The following is a 15,379-nucleotide window of genomic DNA, read 5'->3' as shown; positions in this document are numbered from 1 at the left end:
AGCTGGACGTAGATTCACTCTATTTCAATGAGATCAACAACGTAGTATTTTATAAACTCCTAAATAATTAAAAAAGCTGAACACCTGATGTAGTCTATCAAAGTGCTCAGCTTTTTTATTATGAGTTTTTACGTATTAACGCTTCCTCTACAAGAGGTGGAACTAATGATGAAATATCACCTTTATACTTCGCTACCTCTTTAACAATACTAGAACTTAAAAAAGAATATTGACTATTTGTCATCATAAAAAATGTTTCAAGATTTTCGTCTAAAACGCGGTTCATTGAAGTTCCTTGCATCTCGTATTCAAAATCAGATACGGCACGTAATCCTCTAATAATCGCATTAGCATTAATACTTTTAGCATAATCAACAAGTAGTCCTTGATAAGAATCTACTATAACATTCGGAATGTGACTTGTTACATTCTTAATTAAATTTACGCGCTCTTCAACCGTAAACAATGGATTTTTTGAAGAATTATTCAATACTACTATGTATAATTCTTCAAATACTTTCGCTCCACGTTGTATAATATCGACATGCCCATTTGTAATTGGATCAAAACTCCCTGGACATATTGCTATTTTTGACATCTGTTTTCCTCCTACAGCTACTCATTTACTGACTTGTTATAAGTAAAAATAGAAATTGTTATCATCCCATATATTTCATGTTTCCATCGTGTAAGAGAACCAAGATGATCAGGTAATTCAACGTCATTGCTATGTTCACAAACAATAACACCATTTTCATGTAACAGTTTATTTTCCGTAATAACAGCTAACAAACTTTCTAACTTTTGTTTCTTGTAAGGTGGATCTAATAGAATTAGATCAAATACCAACTCACGTTTTATTAATGCTTTCATCGCTCTTTCACTATCATTTTTATAGACTTCTGCTTGATCAGTAAGCCCACAAGCCTCCAAATTAGCTCGCACAGTTGAAACCGCTTTATATTCGCGATCTACAAAAATTGCTCGTTCCATACCTCTACTTAAGGCCTCTATGCCAAGTCCACCGCTTCCAGCAAAGAGATCTAATGCAAGCCCACCATCATAGTATGGACCAATCATATTAAAGATCGATTCCTTTACCTTATCAGTTGTTGGTCGAGTTGAGACACCTGGAACTGCTTTTAAAGGTCTCCCTTTGCATTCACCCGATACAACCCTCATATACTATCACCACAATTCAATTTCGGTATTAATTTCTATATTATCCTAACACATTCATTTTACATCGCCAATCATTTTAATAAGATAAAAATTTACAGTCATGAATATCCCCTTGCTTTTTGGTCATACTATTTAGTAACAACACCTTTATCGAGGTTGTTGTTGCCAACCGCGGAGAAGACTTACGTTTCCCCATAAGTTCTTCCTCCGGTTTCTCCTCTCCCTTTCCCTTCTATCCTTTGATGGAAATAGAAGGACCCTGCAGAATTCTGCAGGGCTTTTTTTTTCAAATATGATACACCAATACCTTTGCCTAATAGATTATTGTGTAGAAATCGATATTTTCTCTTCATCTTCTATAACTGTCATTCCAAAAATATCCTTTAACCAATCAGCATGCAAATAATACTCATCGTTTATAATTGTTAATGGCGCTGTTGCTAATGAATAATCAATGCCATTTAATATAAACACATTTTTATTAGGGTACAATCTGATTGACTCACCATCTTTGGTCAATAGAATATGATCCTGACTAATAAAATCATAGGTATAACCTGCTTCTTTCATAATCGGGAGTAAAGGAAGCAATAGCTTATCATTTTGGTAATAATATTTTCCTTGTAAAGCTTTATCATTCACTACTACTTCTCTCACATCTTCATAGTAAAGAGGAATAACACTATTCTTTTCATTACTATTTAATTGGAAAAACGAAGTATTCTTTTCTTTTATATTGGATAAGATTCCATCTAGCCTTGCTGAAGTTAATGGCTCCTCTTCAGCGAGAGCAATTTTAATGAAAGATTGGATTTCAGGTTCATACAGTTCCTTTTTTAGGATCTCAACCATCGCCTTAGTTTTTGGACTTCCATTCGATTTATTTGTATACAGATTACCTAATATATTCTGTTGCCATTTTTCTTGCTCATTTTTAAATGGAAAAGTGGAGTTCACATATAATTGAGAAATTTGATTATTTAGCTTTTCAGCATTATTAACATCGTTTATCATTAATAGATCTTGATTTATTCCTTCTTGATGTTTAGAAGTTAAAATAACTACACTATCCTGTAGATCAGGAAATTCTCCAAGCTTCGACGCTACCTGCTTAACCGCGGGTTTAAAACTATCTTCATAATAGATATTAGGACCATCATCTTCCATTTTTTCATGATGTAATTCACCCTGCTGATAGTACAACGAATAAACTGGACCTTCCCCTTCAAACACATAATAATCTACGTATTTTTTATTAGCCTTTCCTATTTGATCTGCCACAGCTGCCCAACTGCCTGTACGGTTGCTCTCAACCGTCATTTCTACTTTTGTTTTGTTAGTTTGAACATTTTCCAATTGTAAGGCCCAATCTTCTAACATCATACTTCTCTGTTTTGAATTAAAAGGAATACTATAATTAAATGTTACATTTTTTTCATCTTCTTTAATTGAAACAGTATTATTCGATAGTTTCTTTCCATCAACTTTAATTTCTACCTTTGAAGGGTTTTCTAATTTATATTTTCCCTTTTTCAAATTAGACATCGATTGACTCACTTGTAAAGTTTCTTCATTTTGTTGAATTTGAATATGTTGATCCACTACGGATTGCCGATTCTTTTCAATTATTTCTTCATCCTTTGAATACACATTCCATTGCCACAACAGCACTCCACCAGTCGCCAATAATATAAATATACTCGTAACAAATGTTCGTACCATGGCATTTTCCCCTTAGACATTATTCCTATTATCAACTTACCAAATATATCAATATAATAACAAACTAAATTCTTACAACTTAGAGAATTCTTCATTTTTTCTTCATTACGTGGTAAAGTTATACTTATCTTTTGAACGTTAGAAAGGAGCAAGTATTTTGATACAACGCTTTATTGAGCTTGGTGAAGGATATTCTGATCTTTATGAACTAATCGAAATAGGAAAAGCAAACAAAGAAAGAGTAGCCTTCTTATTAGCATTACATACAAAGAAAAATGAAAAAGAAGTAGTTTCGCTAGCTATTATATTAAAACCAACGGACCCTGGAAACTTCCAACCTATTTATATATGTCGAGAAGGTATTCCAAATCCTGAAATAATTCCAAATAAAAGATATGATATGTTCCAAGAACTCGCTTCGACGATTGACAAAAATATTATAAAAATTGATATAAAACCGTCTACTTTATTCCCAGAAACTGATTTATTCTATCAGCATTTAATTGGCATATTACGAATGAACCGTTATCTTCCACCACTTTCGTAGTAGTTATTACTTATATCGGCTACACTAGTCGAACTCTTAAACATTCTTTTTAAGTAAAATTTGATAAAAATAAAAAAGATGAGTAGTACATACTACTCATCTTTTTTAAATTCCCATCTTATAATCATATTCTTTTGCTTTATCCGGCTTTGAATTTTCATAGTTTGTTTTCAAAAAAGGTTTATATGATACTTCTACTTTTTTAATAAATGAATACGAATTTAGTTTCTCAACAGTTGCATCCACGTCGTCCATATTGGTATACAAGACAACATATTTCATTTTTTTCGAAACATAATGAATATTCCCGAACCGTCTCAGCATCTTTACTTGCTTTAAAGTATGCAAATAAGCAATGATTCCTTGTCTAGCACCCAGCATTACAAAAAACTCCTAATAAATATTTACAAGTAGTGTAGCATACACTTGTCTTTATTATCAACCGATAATCCTGCTCATTAAGCTTAATATTAGAAACATTCTTTCTAACTATACAACGTTGTAATCATTTAGAGTATTAGATATGATCCTAATTTTCGAATCGATAACTAGTCCCTTTCATAAGAAGAAGCGTCTCAAAAGTGGTTGTAAATCACTTTTGAGACGCTTTTTAGCTCTTCGTTATAGGTTTTGAATATGTTAAAAATGCCTATCTTTAGCGCTTTTAAAAAAGATGGAATTTGATGTACCTCTATAAAGAAGAGAAGAATGCCTTTTTCGTAAATGTAAAAATCTAAAGCACCATTACCTTATGGGACACCCTCTTGGACGAATAAAAACTAAAACTGAACTATTTATTATGAACAGCCGCAACTTCCACCCGATCCACAGCCCCCACTACTACATCCCCCTTCAAAGAAAGGATTGCCTGCAGGCGTCTTAATATGTGGTGATACTGAGCTAGCGATGATTTGACTTATTTGATCCAGAGCTTCTTGAAACTTATTCTCAGCAACTTTAAATTGTGCAACTGTCGGATGTAGGTCTAGCTCTCTTTTTCTAGTTCTCGTTTCTAAATTTACATATTTATAATCTGGATGATACCTTCCAAACCGCTGTACTTCTTCATAGCGTTCCTTCATCTCCGTAAACGCCTTAATTTTCGCTTGGGCATCAGCATCATTTTGTAATTTATATAAAGAGATAAGATAATTTTCCCCAACTTCGGACTCAATGACCATTTGTGCTAATTCATCTGCACACTGTAAAATTTCTACTCTTTCCAAAGTAGCAATCATTAAAACCCCACCTCCTAACAATATATTACCATGTAATATGAGTGAAAGAAAATGTTCACACATTCTTTTTTGTTGGGAGAAAGAAAAATAAAAAATAAAGTTGATGTTTATCACAACTGGTTCATATTAAATCAAATTGAACTATCCTTTAAAATTCATAGATTGGAGCATACCAAGCATCACGGAAGCTACCTGAACGCCATTCGTTAATTTATTTACCCGATGCGGAATCGACTTTTCAAAATGAAACACAGTTTCCGTTCCAAACTTCTCAATTTCCTGAGGGTTTCTCGTTAATTTTCGATACCATAAAGGTTGCAAACGTAAATATTTAAGTTGATCTGCATCCTCTTTTATCCATTGATATAGATCCTGCCTCATTGATCTCCCACCTTTGTTTTAATCTTTTCGTGAATCAAAAGGATTCGGTTGTTTTTCTACTTTACTTTCTTTTTCTTCAGTGGGAGCAGTATTTTGGAACTGTGAAATAACTCCAGAAATCGCACCTAAGGCTTGGCTCAAGTTTGATACATGTTTTTGCATAGACTGGACATCAATATTCTTCAAAGATTCAAAAACATTCGCAATCATATCTTTCTGTTCTTCTTCTTGTTTAACGGTTGACACTTGTTCAACTGCAATTGCCGTTTCTCGATAACCATCCCAAACAGTATTTTGCTCACCAAGTAAATACCAATCTTCATAAATCTCTTGCCATGTGTATATGCCTCTTCTTACTTCTTTAACTAATGAAGGATGATTTCTAATGAATACTTTAAATTCTTCCATAGACTGTTGAGTTTTATTTGACAAATCCCTTCACCTCTTATTCCTACTTTCAATTCCATTCCGAATTTCGCCTAATTCAACATATGAAGAATTGAATAAAATGGTGAAAAAAAAACATATTGCCCAAGAAATAAAATATGAGTAATATGTTAATTATTAAGGTTTTTTTATGAAATTTTGAGTGTAATATTTTTGATATACACCTACACCTAAATGAGTGAACTCTTCATTTAGAAGGGCCTCACGATGACTTTTACTATTTAGCCATCCCTCAAAAGCCGCAACACCATCTACATACTGTGCTGCTATATTCTCTCCTGCTAATTCAAATTTAACATGGTCTTTCTCTAATCTATTACCCAAATCTCCATATTTCGGAGATTCATGCGAGAAATAATTATCTGTAAACATATCCATGCTATGCTTGAATGCTACTTCTGAGGTAGGTTCATCCCACTCTAGCGGGTTAAGATTAAACCTTTCTCGAACTATGTTCGTAATATCAAATATTTGCTGATCATCACCGTCTTGGATTAGCTTCCATTCTTCTTCAGAAATTACTTCTTCTGTAGGAAGTTCGCCTCGATACACAAGTTCATACGGCCGCTGTTTTATAAGCGTGTCTACGTCCATAAAGCGAACACTTGAAACTTTACCAGTAAATTTATCAATATATACTTGTGCATATCCATTACTCATTTTCACAAGTGGTCTCATGCCTAAATCTTCTTCTGAAAGTTCAAAACGATATGAATTCCCTCTCCAATCGATATCAATTGTTGTTTCAAGATTAACGGTTTGAAACAATTGATCGATCGGTTGACCGATAGCAAACGGAGCGACATTTAGTTCTTCTCCAAGTCCGTAAATGGATACAACTTTTCCATTTTGTACACCGACTTGCATATATTGTTCCACTTGATCAGAATAAATCCACCATTCATATCCGTAAGAAGACGGGTCTTTTCTTACTGGTTCACCAAATTGCTTTAAAACCTCATTGCTACTCTTACCAATAAACAATGAAAGTCCTTCAGTTGCTTTTTTTTGCACTTGACCCTTTTTACTTTCGATGGGATTATTTATTTGACTAGCTGATTGCTCTTTGTTTAATATTTCTTCCTCTTCTTCATGAAAAAAGTAAATACTGATAATAAAAATGAGTGCTGCTAGAAAGCACACCTTAAGAAAACTTTTCAGAGATTTTCTCTCCTCCCATTATGGAAATGCTGTCAATAAATTAATAACATTATATCATTTTGCTCAATTACAAGGTATATAAAAACAGAGCAGATATATAAATTTATTAGCACTATGTATAAATATTTAACATGATTTACAGTAAATTTTCAATAACAGACTTGAAAGCTATTCAATATAGTATAACAATGATGTCACTTTTGTGAAAAACCTATTTATTTCCACCTACTCGTTGCAAGATATATAGATTCATACTATTATTAAAATAGGAAAAAATATCATACTTTTCAATATTTTAGATGATTTTGTTTCCCAAACTTACAAAGATGGAATTATTTAGGGGGGATTGTTCATGAGATTCGAAAACACAGGGATTCAAGATTTTAAAGCCGACTTAACTCGTTTGGATGAAGTTATGGAAGAGAACGGATTGATTCGTTCAGAGCAATGGGATTATGAACGAGCAAACTATGATCGTAAATTTGAATTAAAGGAAGGCGTATATTATCTTCGAGTACAAGCATATGCTATTGAAGGTGATGTAGGGGCACACCGTGCAATTATGCAACTCTTAACTCCACTTCTAGGTAAACATTATTACCCACACGGTATCGAATATGGCAGCGCAGAAAACTTTCCTCATACATTAGTTAAACAATGTGAACAAATTCTCGAAAAAGTAAGTAATGAAATCAGTCAGTTCGCCATTACTAATTAAGTATTTTTAAACGCATGAAATGTTCATGCGTTTTCACTTCAAATTATAAAACATTTGTTATAAACATAGTTGAATGAATCTATTTTAATAATAAATAGATTCATTCAACTGCTTGTTCATCAATTTAATCCAAAACTCCACAATAAATAAGGATGCTCTTTCTTCTTTAAATAGAACCCTAGACGTTTTAACATATCTATTTTGAAATTATCCGTATATAATACCTCTACATTCACATGTTTATATATCCCATCAAAATGAATCATTACATAATCTAAGAACAACTTCATCATTTCTTTGTAATATTTTTTCTCCTGTTGAAATGATATAAAATATGTTTCTAAAAAAGCAGTCTCTTTTTTATCCTTCATCTTATATAATAGAATATCTCCCACCATCTTCTTTTGCACAAGATCAGCTAGTATCCACATATTAAAATTAGACGATGTTTCTGTCTCTAAATCTTCAATTAATAATGGTAAAAAACTTAAAAAGCGATTGGAAGGCCAATTATTTGGAATCTCAATGGGTGATCGAACCGCTAATTCCTTTCTAAATAAAATAATTGATTTTGCCATATCTAACGAACAACCCATGATTAATATTTTTTCTGTTTTATAATCTTTCAACATCTTCCCCCCTTCAAGACAAAAGTGACCATACAAAAAAGGATGTTGCTTTATTATATTAAGCAACATCCTTTTTTCATTCCTATTTTTAAAAACCTAAAATAGCTTTAATCACTGAAGTAGTTTCTCCTCCACGGTAAAAAACATAGAGTAACATATAAACAGCCACACCTGTAATAGCGGTAAAAAACCAAATAACACTAGTAATTGGTCCTATTTTTCGATGTCTCTGTAAATTTTTCTTATATCCAGACCAAAGTGTAACAATTCCCATTACTGCTCCAACTGTAGCCAATGTAATATGGAAAATCAAAAATATAGTGTAATAAATTTCTATATCCTCAGGGCCACCAAAAGCCGTATTCCCTATAAAAACTGTTCTGCTAGCATAAATGACAAAGAAGATAATCGCAAATAAAGCTGCAAGCATCATTGCTTTTTGGTGAGCTTCAATTTTTCTTTGTTTAATTAATACCCAACCAATAGCAACTGTTACTGCACTTAACACAATAAATACCGTACTAATTGTGGGTAGAACTGGTAATGACATAGGCTATAAAACGTCCTCTCCTGTATGTATTCTTTAATATTTTAATAGACATTTTTATAATTTTCAATAATTGTAACAAGAACGACAAAAATAATCCATAAATGGGATATTCATCTATTGTACAGGCTTCATACCTCCAGTTTGTAACTCTTCTGGAATCTCATCAACTGCATGTATATTCTCTTGGCGGCTCCACTGAAAGAAAATTCGCGCCAAAACAAGACCGTAAACAATCTCTTGAATAATCTTCATGACTATTCCACCAGTCTTTTGATCCGCAAGTAACGGGATCGTGTTAAACACCTCAGGTCCTGTAATATTTAATCCAGACAGCGTACTCGCAGGAACACATAATTCCATCGCTGTTAACCATGAAGTAGGATTAGAATACGTACTATACATAGGTGCTTCCGAGAAAATTATAAGCGCACATGCTGGAGTTAGTAGAATACCATTTCCGAATATGTATCCGATTCTCTTAATACCGTAAAAGCCTTGGTATTCTTCTAATTTATTCATAATTGGCCACCACATAAATATAGCTGTTAAGAACAAAAGAACAGTATACATCGAATGTAAAAACATATCTGACTTCACTGCATCAAAAATAAGTGGAATATGATAGAACGAAAAAGTTCCATTAAATACAATTAATGCAATTAATGGTTTTGTCACGAATTGAAAAATACTTTTAATAAATCGAATGGATATTACACTTCTCCAAATCCAATTAGGTACTGCCACAATTAATAATGGAGGAATGACTAAATAAAAAATAGCCATTTGCGTCATATGCACACTAAACATAATATGACCAATTAAATCTATAGGTGACCCTTTTATAATATATAGGAGCACAAGCACAGTTACAAACAAAAAGGCTTGTGTTTTTGTCAATTTTTCACTTTCACTAAAAATCTTTTCACGATAAACGGTAGTAACGACAAAGAACAATATACCAACAATAATTATTGTTATTAAAAATAATGGACTCCATAGTGCTCGAAAACCAAAAATATCAAGTGTCATATATTTACACCTCTTATTCGCTAATAATCACCAATTCTATAAACCTACTACCTATCATTCATTTCAAATAGTAAAAAGGTTGACTTCAGAAAGAGCTAGCCCTATACGAATATAGGGCAGCCACTTATTAGTCAACCTTTTCCTTTAAATCCAAACAATTGTAACAAAAGCAAGAATTGTTACAGCTCCAACTAATAAACCAGAGTATAAAAACATCGCTGGTAAACTATGCCCTTTATTACTCATATGCATAAAGTAATACAATTGGAAAACTACTTGAACAACAGCTAATAAAACAATAACTGGAATAATAAACCATTTAGAAAAGCTATCGAATCCTACTGCAGCAAAAGACAATAACGTCAAGAAAATCATTAATGAAAATGAAATAACTTGGTGTCTCATGTCTTCCGCATTCTTTTTGCGACGGTAGTTAACATCTACCTCCGGGTGAGTCGAATCAACATGATTATTTTCCATCATTTATCCCACCATTCCCATTAAGTAAACAACTGTAAAAATAAACACCCATACAACATCAATAAAATGCCAGTATAAACTCGCAACATAGAACTTAGGAGCATTATATAGATTTAAACCACGTCCAGCATTTCTGACCATCAATGTAATAATCCAAAGTAAACCGAATGCAACGTGAGCTCCATGGAATCCTACTAATGTATAAAATGCAGAACCGAATGCACTACTTGTAAATGTAAATCCATACTCATGTACGTAATGATTGAACTCATAAACCTCTAAACCTAAGAAAGCTAAACCTAATAGTACTGTAACTAACAACCAGGCTTGCATTCCTTTAAAATTATAGTTCTTCATATGATACATTGCATAAACACTTGTTAAAGAACTTGTTAAAAGTAGCATTGTCGCTACAAATGTAAGTGGTAAAGAAAAAATATCCGCTGCCAATTTATGGTCTGCACTTGGAACTTTATCCTTTAACGCAAGGTAGGTCGCAAATAGTGTACAAAAGAGAACCGTTTCTCCGCCAAGGAAAAACCAAAAGCCGATAAATTTATTCTTACCTTCTAAATTAGCTTTTTCCGGTGAAGAAGGCCAGGTTGCTTCAGTATATTTTTCATCTATATGCATTATGCGATCCCTCCCTTTTCGTCATCGTCATCCATTAAATCTTCCTTATGAATATGATGACCTAAATCGTCTTTAACTGAACGAACAAACATTGATCCCAATGTAATTAGCAATCCAATAATTAGTACTGGCAATGACCAGCTCTTATCTTCATCTAAGTTATACATTGCACCAAATGCGGCAACGAATAAACCAAAAGACATCATGAAAGGTATAAATGAATTGTTTGGCATATGAATATCTCCAAGCGGTTCTGCAGGAGTCATTTCTTTTTTCCCTTCCATTTTCTCTAACCAGTAAGCATCCAACCCACGAACTAGCGGTAATTGCTTAAAGTTATAGTGCGGTGGTGGTGAAGCAATAGCCCACTCAAGAGTACGGCCATCTTCCCAAGGATCATTACCCACTTTTTTGTTCTTAATTGATGTGATAATAATGTTGTATAATAAAACAGTTGTACCAATTGCCATTAATATTGCTCCGACTGTACTTATTAAGTTCATTGCATCTAACCCTTGACCTGGCAAGAATGTAAATACACGACGCGGCATCCCCATCAGTCCTAAGAAGTGCTGAACAAAGAATGTTAAATGGAAACCTATTACGAAGAACCAGAATGTCACTTTTCCAAGGGCTTCGCTTAACATCGTTCCAAACATTTTTGGCCAATAGAAGTGTGCACCGGCCAGTAAACCGAATACAACTCCACCTACAATTACATAGTGGAAGTGAGCTACTACGAAATAAGTGTCATGATATTGATAATCAGCTGGAGCAACAGCATTCATAATACCTGTTACTCCACCCATTACAAAAGATGGAATAAAGGCAACTGCATACAACATTGGCACCGTGAACTTGATGCTTCCTCCCCACATTGTTAAGATCCAGTTAAAGATCTTAATCCCTGTCGGAACAGCGATTGCCATAGTTGCAACCGAAAAAATTGCATTGGCAATTGGTCCTAAACCAACAGTAAACATATGGTGAGCCCATACCATGAATCCTAAGAAACCAATCAAGATTGTTGCGAATACCATCGAAGAATAACCGAATAATCTTTTTCTTGAGAATGTTGCGAAAATTTCTGAGAACATTCCAAACGCAGGTAAGATTAAAATATAAACTTCAGGGTGACCAAAAATCCAGAATAAATGTTCCCAAATAATTGTATTCCCCCCCATTGCTATATCAAAGAAATTTGAACCAAACATACGGTCAAAAATCATAAAGAACAAGCCAACTGTTAATGGAGGAAACGCGAATAAGATAAGAGCTGAAACTACAAAAGTTGACCAAGTAAATAACGGCATTCTCATATAAGTCATACCTGGTGCGCGCATATTAATAATAGTTACAAGAAAGTTAATACCCCCAATTAACGTTCCAGCACCAGAAATTTGAAGCCCTAGTGCATAAAAGTCAATTCCATGACCTTCAGTTGCCAATGATAATGATGCATATGATGTCCAACCAGCAGTTGGTACCTCACCAATAAACCAAGATAAGTTTAAGAAGACCCCACCAAATAAAAACAACCAAAATCCTAATGCATTTAAGAATGGAAACGCAACATCACGTGCCCCTATTTGAAGCGGTACAGCAGCATTCATAAAAGCAAAAACTAATGGCATAGCGGCTAAAAAGATCATTGTAGTACCGTGCATCGTCATTAATTCATTAAATAAACCGGCACTAACAAAATCATTATTTGGAACCGCCAACTGAATACGCATAAACATCGCTTCAATTCCACCAATAATGAAAAACAATCCACCTGCAACTAAGTACAGAATAGCGATTTTTTTGTGGTCTACAGTTGTTAAGTAGTCCCAAATAAATGGACCTATCCCCTTTTTTCGAGCGTAAGTACTCACGATTCTACCTCCCTATGAGTCAATTATTCCCTATGTTACTTTTGAACCTTCAACTGCATTAAGTAAGCTGTTAATGCATCCAGTTCTTCTTGTGACATGTTAGCGTAGCTAGGCATGGTGTTACCTGGTTTTATTTCTTGTGAATCCGTTAACCATTTCTTAACGTTTTCTTCATTATGCTCTAGAATACCAGCCACTTTTTCACGCTCACCAAAAGTTGCTAAGTTGGGAGCCTTACGGGCTTCAGCCGGTCTCTTATCATTAGGTGTTATAGCATGACAGCCAATACAGCTTTTGTTGAAGATTTCCTCACCTTGTTGGGCAACTGATCCTTCAACCTTTGGTTTTTCTTCTGCACCTTTCATGTCAGCAATCCATTGTTTGAATTCATCTTTTGAAACGGCCTTCACTTTAAAGTCCATTAAGGCATGGGAAGGTCCGCAAAGCTCTGCGCACTTACCATAGAAAATATTCTCTGATTCTTTCGCCTTTTCACTATCGAATTCTAAGTAGAATTGGTTAACATTATCTGTGTTTGTATCCATCTTTCCTCCAGCAGCAGGTACCCAAAATGAGTGTTTCACATCTGAAGCGGTTACATTAAAGTACACTCTTTCATCAGTAGGAACAACTAAATCTTGGCTTGTTACAACGCCGTGATCAGGATATTCAAATTCCCACCAATATAGATTTGCTCGTACATTAACTACTGTTACATCACCTTTTGTTTTACCCTCTTTGTCCTTCTTCTCCATCGGAGCAACGTCAGCAAGCTGGAATGTATAAGAAACAGTTGGAATAGTAAGTACAATTAACAATAAAATCGGTATAACCGTCCAAATAATTTCAAGCTTGTGACTGCCTTCTACTTGCTTTGGAATTTTGTCGTCTTTACGTTTGAAGCGTATAATTGCAATAATAAACAACAAAGTAACAATTACGATTACAGCTACCATGATAATTACACTTAAGGTCATTAAATCGTATTGTTTTTTCGCTACTTCTCCAGCAGGTTGTAAAGTGGATAAAAATGGTTTACCACAACCAGCTAGTAAAAGCGTTAAAAGTGTAAATAATCCAAACACACGCCATTTTTGTAGCCGTTTCTTCATCCTAGTGAAACCCCTCTTTCATAAAAAATTTCTCTTAAATCCCTCTTGCATTTTTTCTTCAAAATTCCTTCTATTTAAATTTCTTACAAACCAAGAAAGAATTCCCAGTTAAAAACCGCAAAAAGGTCCCTATAATCAGCACTTCCAGTGGAGTTACAAGAAAACTATCCTTCAGGGACCAATTTACATAATTATGATGTTAGTGGTGATTATTAACTAATCACCACTGCTTGAAGTAATACTTATATCAAGGTTACGATAACCATTGAAACAAATAAAATCGTTAAATAGTTCAAAGAATAAATAAACATACCTTTGGCCCATTTAATCTCATCTTTCATTCTAAATCCATATAAACCGTATACTAACCAACCAACGTTCAAAATGATAGTTAAAATAACAAGTGGTGTACCAAGTGGAGTTAAGAAATATGGTAGAGGCATTAATAACAATACCCAGAAATTAATGGAAAGTTTTGTTCTTTTAAATCCTTTTACAACTGGTAACATCGGTATACCAGCTTTTCTATATTCTTCACAGCGTCTCATTGCTAACGCATAGAAATGTGGTGGTTGCCAGATAAACATCAATAAATACAGTACCCAAGCAATTATATCTAAATTCGCATCTACTGCTGCCCAACCAATTAAAGGTGGTACTGCCCCACTGATAGAACCAATGATGGTATTGGATACAAAATATCGCTTAGAGAAAGTATACAGAACAACATAAGCAAATACCCCTAACAAGCCGATAAGCGCTGCCGATAATGTGGTCATTGCTAACATGATTGTACCTACTGTTACTAGAGCAAGACCTAATATCAACACTCGAATAGAGTTTACTTTCCCAGTAACTGTTGGTCTCGCTTTTGTTCGCTCCATTAAATGATCGATGTCCCGATCAATATAATTATTTAAAGTACCAGCCCCTCCAATGATAAGAGCGGATCCAACTAATGTTAAAAAGACTATATCTAAATTATCTAAAAAACTCATCCCAGAAAAATGAAGCGCCAACCATAGACCTGTAAAAGTTGTTATTAAATTCGACTTTATAATTCCGATCTTAACAATAGCTAAAAAGGCATCCCATGCTGACGTCTTAGGATTTTCATTTTGAAGGCTTGATTCATTCTCTCCAAGAGTAGTTTGAGCCAAGACCTTTGAATTCGACATATTTCTTCCCCCTATTATAAAATCACTAAATATAAAAAAGCTTATATTTTATCTATACTATCATTATTCCACACTTTTCTATATTTGTAATGAAAGGCGCTCACTCAAAGAGTTCCAAATTATTACTTATACGACATTAATAATTTACTAATTATTACAGAAATAGATTATAATAACACATTTTAACATTCTCTGTATATTAAAACATAATTTCTTTCATTTTTGTGAAGTTTTTTTGTATTGTTTTTGACTTATTTGTGACTGTATGATTTTTAACCATTTACAACTTATACACATTATTATTGTGTTTATTGGACAACATTGATGATATCCATAAATAACATTGTTATGAATGTGTCAAATTTATAACAAATCATTATACTATGCTCTCATTCTAATATAATATATTATTTTTTTACAAATATTGAAATATTACCCTTTTATTTCTATCAAAATAGCAAAATCCTTTCAACTGTTTTCACTATTTCTACAAAA

General features: G+C 33.7%; 18 protein-coding genes. 2 read left to right on the top strand and 16 right to left on the bottom strand.

The window, feature by feature from the left end; genetic code table 11:
- Positions 1 to 118: 118 nt before the first annotated feature.
- The 3 genes from coaD to V7014_RS24760 form a co-directional block, all read right to left on the bottom strand.
- Positions 119 to 598, bottom strand: coding sequence for a pantetheine-phosphate adenylyltransferase (gene coaD, locus V7014_RS24770; protein ID WP_335511382.1), 480 nt, complete (start codon positions 596 to 598; stop codon positions 119 to 121).
- Positions 599 to 615: 17 nt separating this feature from the next.
- A complete protein-coding gene (gene rsmD / locus V7014_RS24765; RefSeq protein ID WP_335511379.1) occupies positions 616 to 1,182 on the bottom strand; it encodes a 16S rRNA (guanine(966)-N(2))-methyltransferase RsmD in 567 nt (188 codons plus the stop codon).
- Between the two features lie 321 nt (positions 1,183 to 1,503).
- Positions 1,504 to 2,904 (bottom strand): copper amine oxidase N-terminal domain-containing protein, encoded by a 1,401-nt coding sequence (locus tag V7014_RS24760; protein WP_335511377.1) that lies wholly within the window; start codon positions 2,902 to 2,904, stop codon positions 1,504 to 1,506.
- 157 nt (positions 2,905 to 3,061) lie between these two features.
- On the opposite strand from V7014_RS24760, the gene V7014_RS24755 reads away from it, so the two are divergent.
- Positions 3,062 to 3,451, top strand: a complete 390-nt coding sequence (locus V7014_RS24755) for a DUF7147 family protein (protein ID WP_335511375.1) — start codon at positions 3,062 to 3,064, stop codon at positions 3,449 to 3,451.
- Positions 3,452 to 3,556: 105 nt separating this feature from the next.
- Here the strand turns inward: V7014_RS24755 and V7014_RS24750 are convergent, their stop codons facing one another.
- From V7014_RS24750 to V7014_RS24730, 5 genes are all read right to left on the bottom strand, one after another.
- Positions 3,557 to 3,832: a YlbG family protein gene (locus V7014_RS24750; protein ID WP_335511373.1), complete on the bottom strand. Its 276-nt coding sequence runs from the start codon at positions 3,830 to 3,832 to the stop codon at positions 3,557 to 3,559.
- A 416-nt stretch (positions 3,833 to 4,248) separates the two neighbouring features.
- A complete protein-coding gene (locus V7014_RS24745; protein WP_335511371.1) occupies positions 4,249 to 4,689 on the bottom strand; it encodes a YlbF family regulator in 441 nt (146 codons plus the stop codon).
- A 141-nt stretch (positions 4,690 to 4,830) separates the two neighbouring features.
- Positions 4,831 to 5,070, bottom strand: coding sequence for a YlbE-like family protein (locus V7014_RS24740; RefSeq protein WP_335511369.1), 240 nt, complete (start codon positions 5,068 to 5,070; stop codon positions 4,831 to 4,833).
- An 18-nt stretch (positions 5,071 to 5,088) separates the two neighbouring features.
- Complete coding sequence (gene ylbD / locus V7014_RS24735) at positions 5,089 to 5,502, bottom strand: spore coat protein YlbD (protein ID WP_335511368.1); 414 nt, start codon at positions 5,500 to 5,502, stop codon at positions 5,089 to 5,091.
- 132 nt (positions 5,503 to 5,634) lie between these two features.
- Positions 5,635 to 6,660 carry a CAP domain-containing protein gene (locus tag V7014_RS24730; protein WP_335511365.1) on the bottom strand — a complete coding sequence of 342 codons (1,026 nt, stop codon included), beginning with the start codon at positions 6,658 to 6,660 and terminating at the stop codon, positions 5,635 to 5,637.
- A 370-nt stretch (positions 6,661 to 7,030) separates the two neighbouring features.
- Between V7014_RS24730 and V7014_RS24725 the strand changes: the two genes are divergently transcribed.
- On the top strand, positions 7,031 to 7,396 hold the full coding sequence (locus V7014_RS24725) for a YugN family protein (protein WP_335511363.1): 366 nt from the start codon (positions 7,031 to 7,033) through the stop codon (positions 7,394 to 7,396).
- A 119-nt stretch (positions 7,397 to 7,515) separates the two neighbouring features.
- Here V7014_RS24725 and V7014_RS24720 read toward each other — a convergent pair whose 3' ends face one another.
- The 8 genes from V7014_RS24720 to cyoE form a co-directional block, all read right to left on the bottom strand.
- Entirely contained in the window at positions 7,516 to 8,025 is a 510-nt protein-coding gene (locus V7014_RS24720) for a hypothetical protein (protein ID WP_335511359.1), read from the bottom strand.
- Between the two features lie 88 nt (positions 8,026 to 8,113).
- Positions 8,114 to 8,575 (bottom strand): DUF420 domain-containing protein, encoded by a 462-nt coding sequence (locus V7014_RS24715; protein ID WP_335511357.1) that lies wholly within the window; start codon positions 8,573 to 8,575, stop codon positions 8,114 to 8,116.
- 114 nt (positions 8,576 to 8,689) lie between these two features.
- Positions 8,690 to 9,604, bottom strand: a complete 915-nt coding sequence (gene ctaG / locus V7014_RS24710; RefSeq protein ID WP_335511355.1) for a cytochrome c oxidase assembly factor CtaG — start codon at positions 9,602 to 9,604, stop codon at positions 8,690 to 8,692.
- Between the two features lie 144 nt (positions 9,605 to 9,748).
- A complete protein-coding gene (gene ctaF, locus V7014_RS24705; protein ID WP_335511354.1) occupies positions 9,749 to 10,084 on the bottom strand; it encodes a cytochrome c oxidase subunit IVB in 336 nt (111 codons plus the stop codon).
- A 3-nt stretch (positions 10,085 to 10,087) separates the two neighbouring features.
- On the bottom strand, positions 10,088 to 10,717 hold the full coding sequence (locus V7014_RS24700; protein WP_335511352.1) for a cytochrome (ubi)quinol oxidase subunit III: 630 nt from the start codon (positions 10,715 to 10,717) through the stop codon (positions 10,088 to 10,090).
- Positions 10,717 to 12,594 carry a cytochrome c oxidase subunit I gene (ctaD, locus tag V7014_RS24695; RefSeq protein ID WP_335511350.1) on the bottom strand — a complete coding sequence of 626 codons (1,878 nt, stop codon included), beginning with the start codon at positions 12,592 to 12,594 and terminating at the stop codon, positions 10,717 to 10,719. Before ctaD ends, V7014_RS24700 begins: the two co-directional genes overlap by 1 nt.
- Positions 12,595 to 12,629: 35 nt before the next feature.
- On the bottom strand, positions 12,630 to 13,706 hold the full coding sequence (coxB, locus tag V7014_RS24690; RefSeq protein WP_335511348.1) for a cytochrome c oxidase subunit II: 1,077 nt from the start codon (positions 13,704 to 13,706) through the stop codon (positions 12,630 to 12,632).
- 242 nt (positions 13,707 to 13,948) lie between these two features.
- Positions 13,949 to 14,884 (bottom strand): heme o synthase, encoded by a 936-nt coding sequence (cyoE, locus tag V7014_RS24685; RefSeq protein ID WP_335511345.1) that lies wholly within the window; start codon positions 14,882 to 14,884, stop codon positions 13,949 to 13,951.
- Positions 14,885 to 15,379: the final 495 nt, after the last annotated feature.

Origin of the sequence: Bacillus sp. JJ722, assembly GCF_036963345.1 — a bacterium.
GTDB lineage: Bacteria > Bacillota > Bacilli > Bacillales > DSM-1321 > Bacillus_AD.
This window is presented reverse-complemented; position numbering and strand designations above follow the sequence as displayed.

Bases quoted from the DNA above. Each gene is read 5' to 3' on its own strand.
- coaD (WP_335511382.1), bottom strand. From the start codon at position 598: ATGTCAAAAATAGCAATATGTCCAGGGAGTTTTGATCCAATTACAAAT.
- rsmD (WP_335511379.1), bottom strand. From the start codon at position 1,182: ATGAGGGTTGTATCGGGTGAATGCAAAGGGAGACCTTTAAAAGCAGTT.
- V7014_RS24760 (WP_335511377.1), bottom strand. From the start codon at position 2,904: ATGGTACGAACATTTGTTACGAGTATATTTATATTATTGGCGACTGGT.
- V7014_RS24750 (WP_335511373.1), bottom strand. From the start codon at position 3,832: ATGCTGGGTGCTAGACAAGGAATCATTGCTTATTTGCATACTTTAAAG.
- V7014_RS24745 (WP_335511371.1), bottom strand. From the start codon at position 4,689: ATGATTGCTACTTTGGAAAGAGTAGAAATTTTACAGTGTGCAGATGAA.
- V7014_RS24740 (WP_335511369.1), bottom strand. From the start codon at position 5,070: ATGAGGCAGGATCTATATCAATGGATAAAAGAGGATGCAGATCAACTT.
- V7014_RS24725 (WP_335511363.1), top strand. From the start codon at position 7,031: ATGAGATTCGAAAACACAGGGATTCAAGATTTTAAAGCCGACTTAACT.
- V7014_RS24715 (WP_335511357.1), bottom strand. From the start codon at position 8,575: ATGTCATTACCAGTTCTACCCACAATTAGTACGGTATTTATTGTGTTA.
- ctaG (WP_335511355.1), bottom strand. From the start codon at position 9,604: ATGACACTTGATATTTTTGGTTTTCGAGCACTATGGAGTCCATTATTT.
- ctaF (WP_335511354.1), bottom strand. From the start codon at position 10,084: ATGGAAAATAATCATGTTGATTCGACTCACCCGGAGGTAGATGTTAAC.
- V7014_RS24700 (WP_335511352.1), bottom strand. From the start codon at position 10,717: ATGCATATAGATGAAAAATATACTGAAGCAACCTGGCCTTCTTCACCG.
- coxB (WP_335511348.1), bottom strand. From the start codon at position 13,706: ATGAAGAAACGGCTACAAAAATGGCGTGTGTTTGGATTATTTACACTT.
- cyoE (WP_335511345.1), bottom strand. From the start codon at position 14,884: ATGTCGAATTCAAAGGTCTTGGCTCAAACTACTCTTGGAGAGAATGAA.